This is a genomic window from Paenibacillus puerhi (assembly GCF_009846885.1).
GTDB classification, from domain to species: domain Bacteria; phylum Bacillota; class Bacilli; order Paenibacillales; family NBRC-103111; genus Paenibacillus_G; species Paenibacillus_G puerhi.
The window spans coordinates 158,455-177,682 of sequence record NZ_WUWM01000011.1 but is presented as its reverse complement, the minus strand read 5'-3'; the positions used below and the strand labels follow the sequence as shown (position 1 = coordinate 177,682).

18 protein-coding genes are annotated in these 19,228 nt (G+C 52.9%); all 18 read left to right on the top strand.

All coding sequences use genetic code 11. The features are described 5' to 3' along the window. Window positions 1-224: 224 nt before the first annotated feature. The 18 genes from sucC (at window position 225) to GSF01_RS12385 (ending at window position 19,220) form a co-directional block, all read left to right on the top strand. A complete protein-coding gene (gene sucC / locus GSF01_RS12470) occupies window positions 225-1,385 on the top strand; it encodes an ADP-forming succinate--CoA ligase subunit beta (protein WP_159884426.1) in 1,161 nt (386 codons plus the stop codon). A 67-nt stretch (window positions 1,386-1,452) separates the two neighbouring features. Then, a complete protein-coding gene (gene sucD / locus GSF01_RS12465; RefSeq protein WP_159884424.1) occupies window positions 1,453-2,385 on the top strand; it encodes a succinate--CoA ligase subunit alpha in 933 nt (310 codons plus the stop codon). Between the two features lie 110 nt (window positions 2,386-2,495). Further along, window positions 2,496-3,599: a DNA-processing protein DprA gene (gene dprA, locus GSF01_RS12460; RefSeq protein ID WP_159884422.1), complete on the top strand. Its 1,104-nt coding sequence runs from the start codon at window positions 2,496-2,498 to the stop codon at window positions 3,597-3,599. A gap of 42 nt (window positions 3,600-3,641) precedes the next feature. After that, a complete protein-coding gene (gene topA / locus GSF01_RS12455; RefSeq protein WP_159884420.1) occupies window positions 3,642-5,747 on the top strand; it encodes a type I DNA topoisomerase in 2,106 nt (701 codons plus the stop codon). 32 nt (window positions 5,748-5,779) lie between these two features. After that, window positions 5,780-7,108 (top strand): FADH(2)-oxidizing methylenetetrahydrofolate--tRNA-(uracil(54)-C(5))-methyltransferase TrmFO, encoded by a 1,329-nt coding sequence (trmFO, locus tag GSF01_RS12450; protein ID WP_159884418.1) that lies wholly within the window; start codon window positions 5,780-5,782, stop codon window positions 7,106-7,108. Window positions 7,109-7,231: 123 nt separating this feature from the next. Continuing rightward, window positions 7,232-7,774: an ATP-dependent protease subunit HslV gene (gene hslV / locus GSF01_RS12445; RefSeq protein WP_159884416.1), complete on the top strand. Its 543-nt coding sequence runs from the start codon at window positions 7,232-7,234 to the stop codon at window positions 7,772-7,774. A gap of 54 nt (window positions 7,775-7,828) precedes the next feature. Next, window positions 7,829-9,229, top strand: a complete 1,401-nt coding sequence (hslU, locus tag GSF01_RS12440; RefSeq protein ID WP_159884414.1) for an ATP-dependent protease ATPase subunit HslU — start codon at window positions 7,829-7,831, stop codon at window positions 9,227-9,229. Between the two features lie 27 nt (window positions 9,230-9,256). Beyond that, window positions 9,257-10,030 carry a GTP-sensing pleiotropic transcriptional regulator CodY gene (gene codY, locus GSF01_RS12435; protein WP_159884412.1) on the top strand — a complete coding sequence of 258 codons (774 nt, stop codon included), beginning with the start codon at window positions 9,257-9,259 and terminating at the stop codon, window positions 10,028-10,030. 272 nt (window positions 10,031-10,302) lie between these two features. Next, the gene (flgB, locus tag GSF01_RS12430) at window positions 10,303-10,704 is read left to right on the top strand and encodes a flagellar basal body rod protein FlgB (RefSeq protein WP_159884410.1); all 402 of its coding nucleotides are present in this window, start codon (window positions 10,303-10,305) and stop codon (window positions 10,702-10,704) included. A gap of 3 nt (window positions 10,705-10,707) precedes the next feature. Then, a complete protein-coding gene (flgC, locus tag GSF01_RS12425; RefSeq protein ID WP_159884408.1) occupies window positions 10,708-11,163 on the top strand; it encodes a flagellar basal body rod protein FlgC in 456 nt (151 codons plus the stop codon). A 53-nt stretch (window positions 11,164-11,216) separates the two neighbouring features. Continuing rightward, entirely contained in the window at window positions 11,217-11,516 is a 300-nt protein-coding gene (fliE, locus tag GSF01_RS12420; RefSeq protein ID WP_159884406.1) for a flagellar hook-basal body complex protein FliE, read from the top strand. A 43-nt stretch (window positions 11,517-11,559) separates the two neighbouring features. Further along, window positions 11,560-13,167, top strand: coding sequence for a flagellar basal-body MS-ring/collar protein FliF (gene fliF / locus GSF01_RS12415; RefSeq protein WP_159884404.1), 1,608 nt, complete (start codon window positions 11,560-11,562; stop codon window positions 13,165-13,167). Between the two features lie 22 nt (window positions 13,168-13,189). Beyond that, on the top strand, window positions 13,190-14,197 hold the full coding sequence (gene fliG, locus GSF01_RS12410) for a flagellar motor switch protein FliG (protein WP_159884460.1): 1,008 nt from the start codon (window positions 13,190-13,192) through the stop codon (window positions 14,195-14,197). After that, the gene (locus GSF01_RS12405) at window positions 14,190-15,008 is read left to right on the top strand and encodes a FliH/SctL family protein (RefSeq protein WP_159884402.1); all 819 of its coding nucleotides are present in this window, start codon (window positions 14,190-14,192) and stop codon (window positions 15,006-15,008) included. Before fliG ends, GSF01_RS12405 begins: the two co-directional genes overlap by 8 nt. Before the next feature lie 5 nt (window positions 15,009-15,013). Further along, complete coding sequence (gene fliI / locus GSF01_RS12400; RefSeq protein ID WP_159884400.1) at window positions 15,014-16,333, top strand: flagellar protein export ATPase FliI; 1,320 nt, start codon at window positions 15,014-15,016, stop codon at window positions 16,331-16,333. An 8-nt stretch (window positions 16,334-16,341) separates the two neighbouring features. Next, window positions 16,342-16,782 (top strand): flagellar export protein FliJ, encoded by a 441-nt coding sequence (gene fliJ, locus GSF01_RS12395; protein WP_159884398.1) that lies wholly within the window; start codon window positions 16,342-16,344, stop codon window positions 16,780-16,782. 25 nt (window positions 16,783-16,807) lie between these two features. After that, on the top strand, window positions 16,808-17,734 hold the full coding sequence (locus tag GSF01_RS12390; protein ID WP_159884396.1) for a MotE family protein: 927 nt from the start codon (window positions 16,808-16,810) through the stop codon (window positions 17,732-17,734). 25 nt (window positions 17,735-17,759) lie between these two features. After that, entirely contained in the window at window positions 17,760-19,220 is a 1,461-nt protein-coding gene (locus tag GSF01_RS12385; RefSeq protein WP_159884394.1) for a flagellar hook-length control protein FliK, read from the top strand. Window positions 19,221-19,228: the final 8 nt, after the last annotated feature.

Below are 19,228 nucleotides of genomic sequence, written 5' to 3'. Positions count from 1 at the left end.
TAGCGAAAACATATATTTTAGTCGTCAATAAAAAATATGTATCGCCATATTCACACAAAATATAAGGAAACCCGCTTTAAAAAGTGGTACAATGATTAAGGTTTGCCATAACGGACATGCTATTGGTTGGCAAGCGCGCGTTAGTTCAGCGGTCAACTCCTTTCGGAAGCGAAAGCGAGTCGATTCCATAGAGCAAGTCAATACCGATAGGAGGATTTTGCTAAATGAATATCCATGAATATCAAGGCAAAGAAGTGCTTAAACAGTACGGGGTTGCCGTACCTGAGGGTAAAGTGGCATTCACGGTGGACGAAGCGGTGGAAGCGGCGAAATCCCTGGGTACACCTGTGGTTGTCGTCAAAGCGCAAATTCATGCAGGTGGCCGCGGTAAAGCAGGCGGCGTCAAGGTTGCCAAAAACCTGGACGAAGTGCGTACATATGCGGGGGAAATTCTCGGCAAGGTGCTCGTGACTCACCAAACGGGTCCCGAAGGCAAAGAAGTAAAGCGCCTACTCATCGAGCAAGGCTGCGATATTAAGAAAGAATATTACATTGGCGTCGTGCTGGACCGTGGGACAGGCCGCGTCGTCATGATGGCTTCCGAAGAAGGCGGTACGGAGATCGAGGAAGTAGCTCATCATTCGCCTGAGAAAATCTTCAAAGAAATCGTCGATCCTGCTGTCGGCCTTCAAGCCTTCCAGGCTCGCAAGCTGGCTTACGCGATCAATATTCCTGGCGAGCTTGTGAACAAAGCGGTCAAGTTCATGATGGCTCTGTACACGGCTTTCGTAGAAAAAGACTGCTCCACGGCCGAAATCAACCCGCTGGTCGTTACCGGAGACGGCAACGTGATGGCTCTGGATGCCAAATTGAACTTTGATTCCAACGCCCTGTTCCGTCACAAGGATATCGTTGCGCTTCGCGACTTGGAAGAAGAGGATGAGAAGGAAATCCAGGCTTCCAAATACGATCTGAGCTACATCGCGCTGGACGGCAATATCGGCTGCATGGTTAACGGCGCAGGTCTGGCTATGGCTACGATGGACATTATTAAATATTACGGCGGCGACCCGGCTAACTTCCTCGATGTAGGGGGCGGCGCTACGAAAGAGAAAGTAACCGAAGCTTTCAAAATCATCCTGTCCGACGAGAACGTCAAAGGGATTTTCGTTAACATTTTCGGCGGCATCATGAAATGCGACGTCATCGCTGACGGCGTTGTTGCAGCTGCCCGCGAGCTTGGCTTGGATCGCCCGCTGGTTGTCCGTCTTGAAGGGACGAACGTAGAGCTGGGCAAGAAGATCTTGAACGAATCCGGCCTGAACATTGTGGCTGCAGATTCGATGGCTGACGGCGCTCAAAAAATCGTTGCACTCGTAAAGTAATCAACGCACGACTTGCCGTTTAAACAGACGGCGATTTCTAAAATGATCAGGGGATGTGAACCGTAACATGTCTATTTTGGTAGATAAAAATACAAAGGTCATCACACAAGGGATTACCGGTTCCGTAGGTATGTTCCATACCAAGGGCGGTCTGGACTACGGCACGCAAATGGTCGGCGGCGTTACGCCAGGCAAGGGCGGCACGAATGTCGACATCACCCTGGAGAACGGCTCGACCGTCTCTTTGCCGGTTTTCAACACCGTGCTTGAAGCGAAAAACGCTACAGATGCGACGGCATCGGTTATTTACGTACCGCCGGCATTCGCAGCTGATGCGATCATGGAAGCGGTAGATGCCGAGCTGGACTTGGTTATCTGCATCACCGAAGGTATCCCGGTTCTGGATATGGTCAAGGTTAGCCGTTACATGGAAGGCAAGAAAACCCGCTTGATCGGACCGAACTGCCCGGGCGTCATCACGCCTGACGAATGTAAGATCGGCATCATGCCTGGATACATTCACACCAAGGGCCACGTTGGCGTCGTTTCCCGCAGTGGAACGCTCACTTACGAAGCGGTTCATCAGCTTTCGACCCGCGGCATCGGCCAGTCTTCTGCCGTTGGTATCGGCGGCGACCCTGTCAAGGGCTCCGAGTTTATCGATATTCTTCACCTGTTCAACGAAGATCCGGACACCTATGCCGTCATCATGATCGGCGAAATCGGCGGCTCCGCTGAGGAAGAGGCCGCTGAGTGGATCGCGGCGAACATGAAGAAGCCGGTTGTCGGCTTCATTGGCGGTCAAACGGCACCTCCAGGAAAACGTATGGGCCATGCCGGCGCCATCATTTCCGGCGGTAAAGGAACGGCAGCTGAGAAAGTCGCAACGCTCGAGCGCTGCGGTATCAAAGTTGCTCCAACGCCATCCGAAATGGGTTCCACGCTCGTCAGCGTGCTTGAAGAAAAAGGCCTGCTCGACAAGTGCATTACTAAAAAGTAAATCAAGACAGGCAAGCAGCCTCTCTGGTTTCGCTCATGCGAAATCCGGGAGGCTCTTTTTGTTTCAGGATGCAAAAATTTGTTTCTATAATAAGGAGTGAGCTATACTATATGGATAACAGGCATTGCTTGTTCGCTCTGCACCAGCTGCAGGGCATAGGCTGGAAGACGATTCAGCAGATAATGATGCGACTTTCCTCGCTGGACGATGTGGACATGATGGAAGCGGCTGACTGGATGGAGCTCGGATTTACGCCGGGAAGAGCGCGTTCGCTAAGTACTTTGCGTAACAGTCTGAGAGACGGGCAGCTGGAATCCGCGGTAAGCAGCTATGAACAGGCGGGTATCCGCTGGATGACCGTGTGGGACGACGACTACCCGGAGCTGCTGCGGGAAACCGCCGACCCTCCGTGGATTTTGTACACGCGGGGCGACCTCAGTCTGTTGAACCGGCTGTGCATCGGCGTGGTCGGTACGCGAACGCCGACGGTGTATGGGCGTACATCGGCAGAGCTTCTGGCCTCCGAGTTATCCGCCGCCGGCGTTTGCGTCGTCAGCGGGATGGCCCGGGGCATCGATAGCGTGGCTCACGAAGGGGCGCTGAAGGGCACGGGGCGTACGGTCGCTGTGCTAGGCTGCGGGATGGATACGATCTATCCCGCAGAGAATAGAGGGCTGTTCCAGCGAATAGCCCGTGAGGGCTTGCTGTTGACGGAGTACCCGCTGGGTACGAAGCCGCATGCCGGCTTGTTCCCGCTCCGCAACCGCATAATCGCCGGGTTAAGTGCGGGAGTCCTTGTTGTTGAGGCAGCGGTGCGCAGCGGATCGCTGATTACGGCCGAGCTGGCGCTCGGGTATTCCCGCGATGTCTTTGCCGTGCCGGGTCCGATTAACTCTCCCAAAAGCAAGGGGGCACTGAAGCTAATCAAGGATGGGGCGAAGCTTGTTGCATCGGCCGGCGATGTGCTGGAGGAGTACGGGAATCGAATAGACTTGCAGAATTCGGCATACAGTAAGGACACCCAAACGGCGAGTCAGAAGCTGTCTTCCGATGAAAGTCTGATCTGCGAGCTGCTTGTTTTCGGCCCGCTTACGATCGATCAGCTCTTGCAGCAAAGTCAATTTACCTTTGGACATTTGCACGCAGTTCTGATAAATTTACTAATGATGCAGCGGATCGTAGAAATTCCGGGTACCGCCTACACCTTACGTTAATGAAGAATATATATTTTATATATTGAAGGGGGAAAGACGCCTATGGCCGATTCCTTAGTCATTGTGGAGTCACCCGCAAAAGCCAAAACGATTGGTAAATATTTGGGCAGCAAATATATCGTAAAAGCTTCTATGGGTCATATTCGTGATTTGCCGAAAAGCCAGATCGGAGTTGAGGTTCAAAAAAACTTTGAGCCTAAGTATATTACCATTCGCGGCAAGGGCTCCGTTCTGAAAGAATTGAAAGACGCCAGCAAGCGTGTAAAAAAAGTGTATCTGGCGGCTGACCCTGATCGCGAAGGGGAAGCGATTGCCTGGCACTTGGCGCATTACCTGGAGATCAACGACCAGGACGCCTGTCGGGTCGTATTCAATGAAATCACCAAGCAGGCCGTCAAGGATGCTTTCAAAACGCCAAGGAAAATTAACCAGGATCTGGTTAATGCCCAGCAAGCCAGACGTATTCTGGATCGGCTGGTCGGGTATAAAATCAGTCCGCTATTATGGAAAAAGGTCAAGAAAGGACTGTCGGCCGGGCGTGTGCAGTCGGTTGCGGTCAAGCTCATTTTCGACCGGGAAAACGAAATCAATGCTTTTGTTCCAGAAGAATATTGGACGATCACGGCCAAGCTTTCTACGGGCAAGGCTGAATTTGACGCCAAGTTTCACAGCCTTCAAGGCGACAAAAAGGAGCTGAAAACCGAGGCCGAGGTGAACGAGATTCTCAAGGGCTTGAAGCAAGCCGAGTTTGTCGTCAGCGAGGTCAAGGAGAAGGAGCGTCAGCGCAATCCTTCACCGCCGTTCATCACGAGCTCGCTCCAGCAGGAGGCGGCGAGAAAGCTCGGCTTCAGAGCTTCGAAGACGATGTCGGTTGCCCAGCAGCTGTATGAAGGGATTGACCTCGGCCCTGAAGGAACGGTCGGCTTGATCACGTACATGAGAACGGATTCGACCCGGATCTCGCCCGTCGCTCAAGAAGAAGCGAAGGAGTACATCGCGACTAAATTCGGAGCTGAGTATTACCCGGAGACGCCGCGAGTTTACTTGAAGAAGAACAGCAACGCGCAGGACGCTCATGAAGCGATTCGGCCAAGCTCCGTTCTTCGCGACCCGGATTCGATCAAGAGCCATTTGAGCCGGGATCAGTTCCGGTTGTACAAATTGGTCTGGGAACGGTTCGTGGCCAGCCAGATGTCGTCTGCCGTTCTGGATACGATGACCGTAGATTTGTCGGCAGGGGATACGATTTTCCGCGCGGTCGGATCGAAGGTAAAGTTTTACGGGTTTATGAAGGTGTACGTGGAAAGCAACGACGATGCGTCCGAGCCGGGAGATGAGGACGACCGACTGCTTCCTCCGCTTGCGCAAGGCGATGCCGTCAAGACCAAGCAGATCGATCCGAAGCAGCATTTTACCCAGCCTCCGCCGAGATTTACCGAGGCGCGTCTGGTCAAAGCGCTTGAGGAAATGGGGATCGGACGGCCGAGTACGTATGCGCCGACGCTGGAGACGATACAGAAGCGCGGTTACGTCGCTATTGAAGAGAAGAAGTTTATTCCGACGGAGCTCGGCGAGCTTGTCATTCAGCAGATGATCGAATTTTTCCCGGAAATTCTCGATGTGGAGTTTACCGCACATATGGAAGAGGGACTCGATCATATTGAGGAAGGCAAGGAAGATTGGGTACAGGTGTTGAGCGAATTTTACGAATCTTTCGAAAAACGCCTGGAAGTCGCCGAGGAAGAAATGGAGAAAATCGAAATCCAGGATGAAGTCTCCGATGAAATTTGCGAGAAATGCGGCAGCCATTTTGTATATAAAATGGGCCGGTTCGGCAAGTTCTTGGCCTGCTCCGGATTTCCGAACTGCCGCAATACGAAGCCTATCGTCAAGGACATCGGGGTGGCTTGTCCGACCTGTCACGAAGGTAAAATTATTGAGCGCCGCAGCAAGAAAGGCCGGATTTTCTACGGCTGCGACAAGTACCCGGAGTGCGACTTCGTTTCCTGGGATAAGCCGGTAGGGCAGCCTTGCCCGAGCTGCGGCGCCATGCTGATCGAGAAACGCAATAAATCGGGAGTGTTTATCCAGTGTGTTTCCTGCGACTTTAAAGAAGAAGCGAAGGATAACGAACAAGATTCGGATTAAGTCCCGATGAATGAGGCCAGGAGGAAAGACAGTTGACAGAACCGAAACAAGTAACGGTAATCGGGGCGGGTCTTGCAGGCAGCGAGGCCGCTTGGCAAATCGCTTCGCAGGGTGTCCCGGTTATCCTGTATGAAATGCGGCCGGTGCGTCAGACGCCGGCTCATATCTCGGATAAATTTGCAGAGCTCGTATGCAGCAATTCGCTGCGGGCCAACGGACTGACCAACGCGGTCGGATTGCTCAAGGAAGAGATGCGGATAATGAATTCGTTAATTCTTCGCGCGGCGGGCAAGCATGCGGTTCCTGCGGGTGGCGCGCTAGCGGTCGACCGTGACGGATTTTCGGAGGAGATTACGACCATCCTGAGAAATCATCCGCTTATCGAGGTGCGTAACGAAGAGCTTGAAGGGCTTCCCGACGGCATCACGCTTGTAGCTACCGGTCCGCTTACCTCGCCTGCTCTTTCGGGACATTTGAAGGAATTGACCGGCGAGGAGTACTTGTATTTCTACGATGCCGCCGCTCCGATCGTAGAGAAGGACTCGATCGACATGAGCAAGGTATATCTGGCTTCTCGCTACGACAAGGGCGAGGCGGCCTATCTGAACTGTCCGATGACGGAGGAAGAGTTTAACGTCTTCTATGAAGCGCTGATCACGGCGGAGACGGCCCCGATCAAGGATTTCGAGAAGGAAATTTACTTTGAAGGGTGCATGCCCATCGAGGTGATGGCCAGCCGCGGCCGCCAGACGGTATTGTTCGGTCCTATGAAGCCCGTGGGGCTTGTGAATCCTCACACGGGTGAGCTTCCATATGCCGTCGTTCAGCTTCGTCAGGATAACGCAGCCGGCACGCTGTATAATCTGGTAGGCTTCCAGACGCATTTGAAGTGGGGCGAACAGAAAAGAGTGCTTTCCCTTATCCCGGGTCTGGAGAATGCGGAATTCGTTCGATATGGCGTTATGCACCGGAACACCTTCATCAACTCTCCGAGCCTTTTGAGGCCCACCTATCAGTTCCGCAACCGTGACAATCTGTTCTTCGCCGGACAAATGACGGGGGTGGAGGGCTATGTAGAGTCCGCGGCATCGGGATTGATCGCCGGCTTGAATGCCGCTCGTTACGCGCGCGGCGAAGAATGCTTCGTGCTGCCTCCGGAGACCGCGCTGGGCAGTATGGCCCAATATATTACGACCGCCGACTTCAAGCATTTTCAGCCGATGAATGCCAATTTCGGACTATTTCCGCCTCTCGAGGAGCGCGTAAAAAACAAAAAGCTGAGGTATGAAAAAATCGTAGAGCGGGCAATTTCGAAAATTCAGAATTTTTCAGAAAACATACACAATTCGGGTTGTCAGTAAAACTCGTACTATGTTACGATAGATCCGACTGTCCCGCACCTATCACAAGGAATCGGAAACTCACGAACTAAGCTTGCCCCATGAGCTTAGTTTTCGTCTTGAAGAGGGAGGAATTCGCCGGTTATGGATGCATTTCACGCCACTACGATATTTGCGATTCGGCATCAGGGCAAGGGCGCTATCGCGGGAGACGGCCAAGTGACCTTCGGCAACAGCATGGTGATGAAATCCCATGCGAAGAAAGTAAGAAGGCTGTATAGGGGCAACGTAATCGCTGGCTTCGCAGGTTCGGTTGCCGATGCGATCACGCTGTTCGAGAAGTTTGAGGCCAAGCTGGAGGAGCATCACGGGAATTTGCAGCGGGCGGCGGTGGAGCTGGCCAAGGATTGGCGCCAGGACCGGGTGCTTCGGCGCCTGGAGGCGATGATGATCGTGATGGACCGGAGCGGCTTGCTGCTGATTTCGGGAAACGGAGAAATTATCGAGCCGGATGACGGCATTCTGGCCATTGGCTCGGGAGGCAGCTTTGCGCTTGCAGCCGGCCGCGCTTTGCACCGTTACGCCGCGGATATGAGCGCTAAGGATATCGCCCAGGCCGCTCTGACGATGGCTGCGGAAATCTGCGTTTTCACCAATCACAATATAATCGTGGAAGAAATTGAATAGAAACTCGAATTCATCCGAGCAAAGATGGATTCGGTTATTCGGGAGGTGCCGTTCGTGCCAACAAGCAGCTTAACTCCAAAAGAAATCGTAGCTGAATTGGATAAATACATTATCGGTCAGCGTCAGGCGAAAAAGTCGGTGGCCGTGGCTCTGCGAAATCGCTATCGGCGCAGTCGGCTGGAGGAGTCGCTCCGCGATGAGATCGTGCCGAAGAACATTCTGATGATCGGACCTACCGGAGTCGGAAAGACCGAGATTGCAAGGCGGCTCGCCAAAATTGTCGGAGCTCCGTTCATCAAAGTCGAGGCAACCAAGTTTACGGAGGTCGGATATGTCGGCCGCGATGTCGAATCGATGGTCCGCGATCTGGTGGAAACGTCAATCCGGATGGTGAAGACGGAAAAAACCGAGGGGCTGAAGGACAAGGCCGAGCAGATGGTTGTCGAGCGAATCGCTTCCATTCTGGTTCCTAGCAGTGCTAAAGCCCGCGGTCAGCGCAACCCGTTCGAGATGCTGTTCGGCGGACAAGGGCAAGCCCAGGCCGAGCCGGAGACCGAGCAGCAGGATGCGGGCATTGCAGCCCGGAGGAAAGAGATCAAGGAGCAGCTGGAGCGCGGCGAGCTGGAGCAGCAGATCATCGAGATCGAGATCGAGGATCATTCGCCGACCATGCTGGATATGCTGGGCGGCCAGGGTAACGAGCAGGCTGGGATGAACATGCAGGAAATCTTCGGCAGTCTGATGCCCAAGCGCACGAAGAAGCGGAAGCTTACGATCAAGGAGGCGCGTAAGGCTCTCCTGCAGGAGGAGGCCCAGAAGCTTCTGGATATGGATGAGGTGATTCAGGAGGCAGTTCGGCGCGCGGAGCAAATTGGCATCATTTTCATCGACGAAATCGATAAAATCGCTGGCTCCGGCCGCGGAGGCGGTCCTGACGTATCCAGGGAAGGCGTCCAGAGGGACATACTGCCGATCGTGGAAGGCTCGACGATTATGACCAAATACGGTCCGGTTAAAACGGACTATATTTTGTTCATGGCGGCGGGCGCGTTTCATATCGCCAAGCCTTCGGATCTGATTCCTGAGCTGCAGGGGCGGTTTCCTATTCGGGTTGAGCTAAGCAGCTTGAGTCAAGAAGATTTTGTGCTTATTCTCAAGGAGCCGAAAAATGCACTTACCAAGCAGTATACGGCGCTTCTGGAGACGGAAGGAATCCGGGTGGAGTTTTCCGAGGCGGCGATTCAGGAAATTGCCCGAATCGCGGCGGAAGTGAATCAGAATACCGATAATATCGGGGCGCGCAGGCTGCATACGATCCTGGAGAAGCTGTTGGAGGACTTGTCCTTCGAAGCTCCCGAGATCACGCTGGAGCAAATCGTCATCTCGCCCGAATATGTACGGGAGAAGCTGTCGAGCATCGTACAAAACCGCGACCTCAGCCAGTATATCTTGTAATCGCGCATGACTTGGAGGCAATAAATCATGACATTGTTGACGAAGACCAGAAGGCTGAATAAACTGCTTCAAAAAGAAGCGGGCAATCCGGTCAGCTTTAAGGATATGGCTGCGGTGCTCAGCGATATTTTGTATGCGGATATTTATGTGGTCAGCCGAAGGGGGAAGGTGCTCGGCAATTCGGTAGCGCCGCAAGGAAGCGATCAACTGGGCAACCTTGCGGTTCTTCACGAGAAACGGTTTCCTGCCGACTATAACGAGCTTCTGCTTCAAGTCTCCGATACGTCCTCGAACCTGGAGGCGGGCTCGCCTTATGACGTTTTTGGGGATCATGCGCATGGAGTCAGCTTTTATATCACCGTGGTTCCGATCATTGGAGGCGGCGAACGCTTGGGGACATTGGTGTTAACCAAGTACGGCAAAGAATTCGTCGACGACGATCTTATTCTTGCCGAATATGGCTCTACGGTAGTGGCGATGGAGATTCTCCGGGAGAAGGCCGAGCAGATCGAAATCGAAGCGCGCAGCAAAGCGGTCGTCCAGGTGGCGGTAGGTTCCCTGTCCTTTAGCGAGCTGGAAGCGGTGGAGCATATTTTCGAGCAGCTGGACGGGACCGAGGGCCTGCTTGTGGCGAGTAAAATAGCCGACCGCGTAGGCATTACACGTTCAGTTATTGTCAATGCCCTCCGAAAGCTGGAAAGCGCGGGAGTTATCGAGACCCGGTCGCTTGGCATGAAGGGAACGTATATTCGCGTCCTGAATGAGCAGCTCTTGACAGGCATTCAACAGGTGAAATCCTAAAGATTGCTTGATATTTATAGTTTTATCTATAATTCTTCCCTAAGATAGGTCCTATATAGAAAATATAGGGCTTTTTTCTTATTGTAATCATTTCCATCTTTCTTCAATATAGATATAGTTCTGAGTTACTACGTAATCGCATTTTGAAGTGCAAGAAATTGTATTCTCCTATTATTTTTTTCGAACATATTGTCGAAGGAAGGAGGATATTCAGAGTTCCATGTTGAATAACTACTCACAGATTACTTCTAACGAAAGTGGGATTCTACCTTATGATGATCCTGAATAAGCCGGGCTTCCAGCTGATGGAGCGTTCGCTTGGCGCAGCTACCTTGCGACAAAAGGTCGTCGCCGACAATATTGCGAATGTCGATACGCCTTATTTCAAGAGGTCCGAAGTTAAGTTCGAGGAGATGCTGCAGCAAGAGATGGGGATGAAATCCCTGCAGGGCTTCCGGACAGACCCGAGACATTTTGTCATCGGACGGCCTGCGAATCCGGAGCCTGCGATTGTAAGGGACAATCAGACGACGATGAACAACAATGCGAACAATGTCGACATTGACTATGAGATGGCCCTAATGGCCAAAAATCAGCTTCGGTACAACACGATCGTTCAGCAGGTTAATGGCGACATCAAAAAATTCAGAACGGCTATCGGAGGAAGGGGATAACGCATGAGACTTACCAACGGATACGACGTCAGCGCTTCAGCATTGACCGCGCAGCGCTTTCGTATGGATGTGATTTCCTCGAACATCGCCAATGCCGATTCGACGAGGGCTCAGATGGTCAATGGGAAATGGGTTCCTTATCAAAGGAAACTAGTAACCCTGGAGTCGAAGCCGCAAAATTTTGCGTACTCGCTTCAACATGCTATGTCGGGTCAAGACGCTGGCGCAGGAGAGGGAGTACGGGTCGCACGAGTTTTCGAAGATACGTCTCCGCTGAAACAAGTCTATAATCCGACGCATCCCGACGCGGACACCAATGGTTTCGTGATGATGCCGAATGTCGACATTATGAAGGAAATGGTCGATATGATCTCGGCCACCCGGTCCTATGAGGCTAACGTAACCGCATTGAACGCTTCGAAAGGTTTGATAACGAAAGCGCTGGAAATCGGCAGATAGCATGAACGAAGAGGGCCATAGCGGGACATATGAATATAGAAGGGGTTTCGACCATGATTGATAAAGTAAGTCTTTCGCCTTTACAGATGGTGAAGGCCGCTCAGCCGAGCGCGATGAGCGCTTCCGATGTAGCCCATCAATTCAGCCAATACTTAACCGGCGCTATATCCGACCTCAACGCTCAGCAGGCTGCAGTGGACAAACTGAACACTCAATTTATCAAAGGTGAAATTTCGGATGTACACCAAGTGATGATCGCATCGGAAAAAGCATCCCTCGGACTAGAGCTGACCGTTCAAGTGAGGAACAAAGTCATCGAAGCTTATCAAGAAATCATGAGAATGCAGGTCTAATCTTGAACAATCCAAGTGACGGTTAACCGGATGGGGTGAAAGAGTGAACGAGAATTTGCTCCAATATTGGAATCGGGTTAAACAATATTGGGATCAATTTAGCAAAACGCAAAGATTCACGCTGATCGCGACTGTGATATTAGTCATACTGACAGTTGGCATCATCAGCTATAATTTTTCTAAGACGGAATATGCACTCGCTTATACCAATCTTCAACCAAGCGATGCGGCTTCGATCAAAGGGTATCTCGACGAAGCGAAAATTCCTTATCAACTGAGTGACGACGGGAAGAGCATCGGAGTTCCCCGGAGTGAAGTGGCGAACGTGAAGCTGGCTGTCGAATCGCAGGGGTTAAATAAAACCGGAAATGTCGGGTACGGCGCTTTCAGCCAAAGCGGCACATTTGGAACGACCGACCGTGAATTTGATGTGAAATATATCAATGCGGTGCAAGGCGAGCTGCAGCAGCTGATCAATTCCAACAATGCCATTGCTAGCTCCAAAGTACTGATCAGCATGCCCAAGGAAACGGTCTTTCTGCCGAAGGGGCAGGAACCGGAGAAAGCGACGGCTTCCGTCGTTCTCGAGGTGAAGCCGGGCTATCAGCTTGATCAGGCTAAGGTCGATACGATGTATAATCTCGTATCCCACAGTGTGAAGGGGTTGCCGATCGAGAACATCACGATTTCCGATCAGAACGGGGATCCGCTGGAATACTCGAAGACAAACGGTAAAACCATGGGCTCCGCTAGTCTGGCACGCGATCACTTCGAGATCAACAATCAGTTCCGCAATGATGTGCAGCGCAATGTTCAGCAGATGCTCGGCACCATTCTTGGCCGGGACAAAGTCATCGTCAGCGTGTTCTCAACTATGAACTTTGATCAGACCAGCTCGACTAGCAATTTGGTTACGGCACCGAACGAAGTCGATCAGACAGGTCTGGAAATTTCTATCCAGGAAATTCAGAAGAACTACACCAGCGACGGCTCTGCAGCCAATGGCGGTGTACCGGGCACCGGCGCAACGGATGTTCCGGGCTATCAAGGGGCCAATAACGGAGGCAGAACGACCTCGGAAGAACTTCAGAGAACCGTTAACCGCGAAGTGAACCGGATTACTCAAGAAGTTGTAGCCACACCTTACGTCGTAAAAGATTTAACCATTAATGTCGGAGTTGAACCACCTGATCCAAATAATCCTGCTTCCCTTACGCCGGAAACGACTGAAGCGGTCAGACAAATTCTTGTAAACATCGTACGCGCCGCTTTAGCGGACAATAAGATGGCCTTAACCGACGAGGATCTGGTTAAAAAAGTGACGGTGTTTCCTCACACGTTCGCTAAAACGAATGCCGATCAAGGACTTGCGTCGAATACGGCTCTGCTGTATGGCGGACTTGGCGGGTTAGCGCTGGCCTTGATTGGCGTAGGCGCCTACTGGATGATTCGCAAAAGACGCAGAGCGCAGGAAGAAGCCGAGGAAGCTGCGCTTCTGGAAGAAGCGGCTGCGGCGAAGGTCGAGTTCCCGACCATCGATATCGACAATGTTACCAATGAGAACCAAGTGCGCAAACAGCTGGAGCAGTTGGCCAAACGCAAGCCGGAAGAGTTTGTCAATCTGCTGCGCACCTGGTTAGTAGACGAATAGAGGTGTTTGAAGCTTGGCTAAAATGCAGCAACCGATGTTAACGGGACGACAGAAAGCCGCCATTCTATTAATCAGCTTGGGTCCGGAAGTATCGGCGCAAATTTTCAAACACCTTCGTGACGAGGAAATCGAACAGCTGACACTGGAGATCGCAAACGTAAGAAAAGTCGATAATGCCGAAAAAGAGGCCATTATGGCTGAATTCCACCAGATCTGCCTGGCTCAGGAGTTTATCTCGCAAGGAGGTATCTCGTACGCCAAGGAGATTCTGGAGAAGGCGCTGGGCTCTCAGAAGGCGCTCGACATCATCAATCGTTTGACGGCAACCCTGCAGGTGAGGCCGTTCGACTTTGCCCGCAAGGCGGACCCCGCCCAGATCCTGAACTTTATCCAGAACGAGAATTCGCAGACTATCGCGCTTGTTCTCTCGTATTTGCAACCGGAGCAAGCCTCGATCATCCTGTCCTCGCTGCCTCAGGAGAAACAGGCCGATGTGGCTAAACGGATTGCGCTGATGGACAGCACCTCGCCTGAGGTCATCAGCCAGGTCGAACGGGTGCTGGAGCAAAAGCTGTCCGCGACGGTCACGCAGGACTACACGAACGCCGGCGGCATCTCATCGGTCGTCCAGATCCTGAACGGCGTCGATCGGGGGACGGAGCGGACGATTCTGGATTCGCTCGAGATTCAAGATCCGGAATTGGCCGAAGAAATCAAGAAGCGGATGTTTGTTTTCGAGGACATCGTCAATATCGACAACCGCTCGATCCAGCGCATTATCCGCGATATCGAGAATGCCGACCTCCAGCTTGCGCTCAAGGTGGCCAGCGAAGAAGTGCGTGAAGCGATCTTTAAGAACATGTCCAAGCGCATGGCCGAATCGTTCCGTGAGGAAATGGAGTTCATGGGACCTGTCCGGCTGCGCGATGTCGAAGAAGCTCAAACCCGTATCGTAGCTACGATACGCCGCTTGGAAGAAGCCGGTGAAATCATCATCGCGCGTGGCGGAGGAGATGATATTATTGTCTAATGTCATCAAGTATTTCCAGTATGTACCGGTGGAGGATACCAAGATTGTTGAGCATCCCGCACCGCCTGTTCCGCAGCACGTAGAGACCGAACAAGAAGGCTTGACCGCCGAGCAGCAGCTGGAAATGGACGAGCTGCAGCAGGTGAAGGAACAGATTATCCAGGATGCGCAAGCATTTGCCGAAGAGCAGGTACGGGCTTCCTTGGAAGAAGCGTCCGCTCTCAAGGAACATGCGCAATTGGAAATCGACGGCTGGTGGCAGGAGCGAAGACAGCTCGACCAGGCGGCTTTTGCGGAAGCAAAGGAACAGGGACTTCGTCAAGGATACGAGGAAGGCCGCGTTCAAGCGGAGGCAGAGCTTCGCGAGCGCTATGATCAGATGCTCGAGGAGGCCTCGCAGATCTTGCAGCAAGCTTATGTATTGAAGCAAGATATCATTCAGGAGGCCGAACCGTTCTTGATCGAGATGAGCTGCTCTATCGCCGAGAAGATCGTGGCAAGGCAGCTGACGCTTGAGCCGGAATGGGTGAAGGACCTGATCCGTAAGGTGCTTTCCCGTCGAAGAGAGCAAGGCCTTATCGCACTTTGCGTCGCGCCTTCGCAGTTCTCCTATATACAAGACGCAAGAGAAGAGCTTTTGTTGCACATTGATTCTCAGGCAGAGCTGCAAATTATTCCAGATGGCTCTGTACAAGATCTAGGTTGCGTTATCCGATCCTCGTTTGGCAGCATAGATGCACGCATAGATACGCAGTTGAATGAAATCAAGCAGGCCCTGCAACAGCTAGCCAGCCATGACGAGGAGGCCTAAGGCGCATGCAGATACCATCCGCACAGAAATATATCGAGCATCTTCGACAGATGGATCCTATTCGCGTAAACGGCAAGGTAACCCAGGTTATCGGACTGACGGTTGAATCGGAAGGCCCTGATGCCAGCGTCGGCGACGTGTGCTACATCTATCCGTTCAAGTCGAACAAGCCCTTGAAGGCCGAGGTCGTCGGCTTCAAAAATAATAAGGTCATCCTGATGCCTTTGGGCGAGCTTCATGCGATCGGACCCGGCTGCGATGTCGTAGGCACGGGCAAGCCGCTGACGGTGCAGGTCGGCCATGAGCTGCTCGGCAAGGTACTTGATGGGCTTGGCCAACCGCTTGATGGAACGTTTCTGCCTTCGCGAATGACGCATTATTCGACGCATAATGCGCCCAGCAATCCTTTGAAGCGTCCCAGGGTGCTGGAGCCGATCAGCGTGGGCGTCCGCTGTATCGATGGCCTGCTGACCATTGGCCGTGGCCAGCGGGTCGGGATATTCGCCGGTTCGGGCGTCGGGAAAAGTACGCTGATGGGCATGATCGCCAGAAATACCGCGGCCGACGTAAACGTAATTGCGCTGATCGGAGAACGGGGCCGCGAGGTTCTTGACTTTATCGAACGCGATCTGGGCCCGGAAGGGCTGGCCCGCTCGGTTGTCGTCGTCGCTACGTCTGACCAGCCTGCGCTTATTCGGATCAAGGGCGCGCTTATCGCTACGAGCATTGCGGAATACTTTAGGGACCGAGGCTTGAATGTCATGCTTATGATGGACTCGGTGACACGGTATGCGATGGCGCAGCGCGAGGTCGGACTTGCGGTCGGCGAACCGCCTGCTACAAGAGGATATACCCCGTCCGTATTCGCTACGCTGCCGAAACTGCTGGAAAGGTCGGGTACCGGACCTAAGGGCTCGATTACGGCGTTCTATACCGTGCTTGTCGACGGGGACGATATGAACGAACCGATTGCGGATGCCGTGCGCGGTATATTGGACGGACATATTGTCTTGAACCGGAACATTGCTAACCGGGGCCATTATCCGGCCATCGACGTGCTGGCCAGCGTAAGCCGCGTAATGAAAGAAATCGTCCCTGAGCAGCAGCAGCTTGCCGCCGAAAATTTGAAGAGATTAATGTCTATCTATAAGGATTCGGAGGATTTGATCAATATCGGGGCGTATCAGCGGGGTTCCAACCCGGAAATTGATCATGCGATGGATTCGATTCAATCGATCAACGATTACACCAAGCAGCGGGTGCATGACAAATTGACTTACGCGGATGCGACGGAGCAGTTAATTCAACAATTTTATAGGGGTTGAGACGACTTATGCGGTTTCGGTACGCTTTTCAGAAGATCGTCGATCTGAAGGAAAATGAGAAAACGCAAGCTGAGTGGGTTCTATCGGAGGCGATCGGCGTGATGCGCCGGGAAGAAACAACGCTGACCGAGCTGCAGCAATCCAAGTACGATATGCAGGAGGAGCTACATAAGGTTTCCGGTCACCGCACTACGGTTTCGAATTTGTTAGTGCTTCAAGGCTATGTCGATCATATCGAAGGCCGGATTCAATCCAAGCAGCGCGATCTGCAGCAGGCCAAGACGGTGGTGCAGCTGAAGCAGGAGGATTTGAACGGCAAAGTGCTTCAGGAGAAAGTATGGAATAAAGCCAAGGAAAAGGCCTATCAGCGCTTTGCCGCCGATCTGCTAAAGAAGGAACAGGACCAGCTCGACGAGATGGCGACCAACCGGTATGTAAGACCCGTGTAATCAGTTTGGAAAGGGAGGTGAGGGAATGGCAAAAGCAGATTCGGAACAACCGGCTTCCTATGGAGCCATGGAGCGTTTTCTGATCTGGTTCCTCATCCCGTTCGTTTTTACGGCCGTTCTGCTCGGCGTGCTTTTGACGATCTTCGACTATGACATCATGAACAGCGCGCTTAAGACGGCCCATAAAATTCCGATCGTCAATCGCGTGATTCCGGCTCCGAAAAGCGAGGCTCCTGCTGTGCCGGCAACCGGCGTACAAGGGACGGCCAAAGAAGCGGCCGAACCGACAGCAGAGGAGACGATCGCACAGATCACCTCGCAAGCCGATGCCGCAGCGCAGGAGCTGAGGAAGGCGGAGGCTGCCCTGCAGCAGAGGGAGCAGACCATCAAAGATCTGCAGTTGAAGAACAGCGAGCTCGAAGAGCAGATGAAGTCCAAGACGCAATCGGATGAAGAATATTCGACCCAAATTCAACAGCTGGCTTCCATGTACGCCAAGATGTCTCCGAGCAAGTCGGCGCCTATCATGGAGAATCTCACGCTAAATGAGCAGGTTCTTGTACTCAGTATGATGAAGACGGACGAGCGGGTGAAAATTCTGGAGAAAATGGATGCCAAAAAAGCGGCGGATGCCTCTATCCTGCTGAAGGATCAGAAGCAAGTGCGCGATACGCAAATCGCTGCTCTGCAGGAACGTCTTCAGAAAGCGGCGGTCCCGGCTGCAGCTGCTGCTTCGGATCAGCTTAGCAAGGATGATCTGGGCTCGACCTTTGCCAACATGACGCCGAAGAGCGCTGCTACTGTACTGTTGGAGCTCCAAAACACGAACCCGGATAAGGTGCTTTCGATTCTCAAGTCGGTAGATAACGCAGGACGATCCAAGATACTTTCCGCGATATCCGACGCATCCAAAGAAACGGCAGCTTTGATCTCGGCAAGACTCGTTCAATAACAAGGCATGAAGGGAGGTGAAATCTATGGAAATTCAATCGGCACCTATAGCAATCGCAACTACAAATGCATCCTCCTCTACAGGAGCAGGGGCAACGGCGACAGGTACGAACTCGTTTAATATCGCGCTATCCGGCGTTATGGCGTCTGACGGCTCGACAGGCGCAAGCGGGAAGGGAGCAGGCAGTGGTCTGTCCGCACTCATCCAGATGCTCGCGCCAATGCTTGCTCAAGGCGGCTTGAACGAGGAACAGATGGCCGGATTGCAACTCGAACAATTGGACGGGCTCATCGGACTGCTGGAGCAGGCGGACGCAGCCGGGCAAGGGAATGATTTGCTGCAAATACCGGAGCTTCAAAGCTGGTTGCAGGATCTGCAGTCGCTGCTCGCACAGATGACGGCAGGCCGGTCCGTAACGGAGGGGGAAGAATCCACCGTACCCGCGGATCGAAAGCTTGAGGCCGAGGAAAGTGATGAACAGGGTGATGCCTTGGCATTAAATCCTATGCTGTTTGTCCCGTTGACTCCACATACCGTAACGGCTGACGGCGGGGAGGAAGTCCAAGCACCTATTGATCTGCACGAAGCTTTACATATGCTGAAGCAGCTGAAGGAGCTCGCCGTAACAGCGACGAAGGAGCCGTCTGTTCAACAGACCTTGAAGGAGTTACCGTCGGTCCTGCTGCATGCTGCAGCTCAACTGGGGGAAACGAATCAGCCTAGGAAGGATCATACGACGGTGCAGCAGCAATCACTGGCGAATACTGGAGCCGGAGATGCGAGTGCGACTGATGAAGCTGTGCCAGTACAAGTCATCCCTCAAGCGATGCAGAAGCTGGAGGTCCTTGCTACGAGGCATCAGGCGATTCAGATGGCACTGGAGACGACATCCCGGGAAGAGGCTCCTCTATTCGAGCTTTTGCCAAGCGATCATGTTGAAGCCGAGCCACCCGTACCGATGACGGTGAACGACTGGATGAAGCAAAACGCGACAAGCCACCAGGCCGCCAGAACAGCCGTGCTGCAAATGCCCGCAGCGACCTTTAGCGATGAGATGACCAAGTTCGTCGTTAGCTCGTTTGTGCTTGGCACATCGGTAGAAGGGGTAACGGAAGCCCGCATATCGCTGTATCCTCAGCACTTGGGTCATGTCGAAGTCAAGCTGACGATGCACAACGGACAGCTGATCGCTCAGTTTATGGCGGATAGCTTGACCGGTAAAGAAATGCTGGAAGGTCAGCTTTCCCAGCTTCGTACCTCCCTGCAAGCTCAGGGTATTCAAGTCGACAAGCTTGAAGTAAGCCAAAGCCAGAGCTACCAATCCGGTATGTTCCAGGAAGGACGACAGCAGCAGCCTCAGTCCCAGAAGCAGCAGAAGTCGAACGGTAAGGACGTAACGGTGGAAGATGTGAAGGCGGAGGAAGAAGCGCTCGCGAGTCGTTTGCGGCTTGCAGGCAATGAAGGCTCGATCGACTTTACCGCCTAATGTAGCTC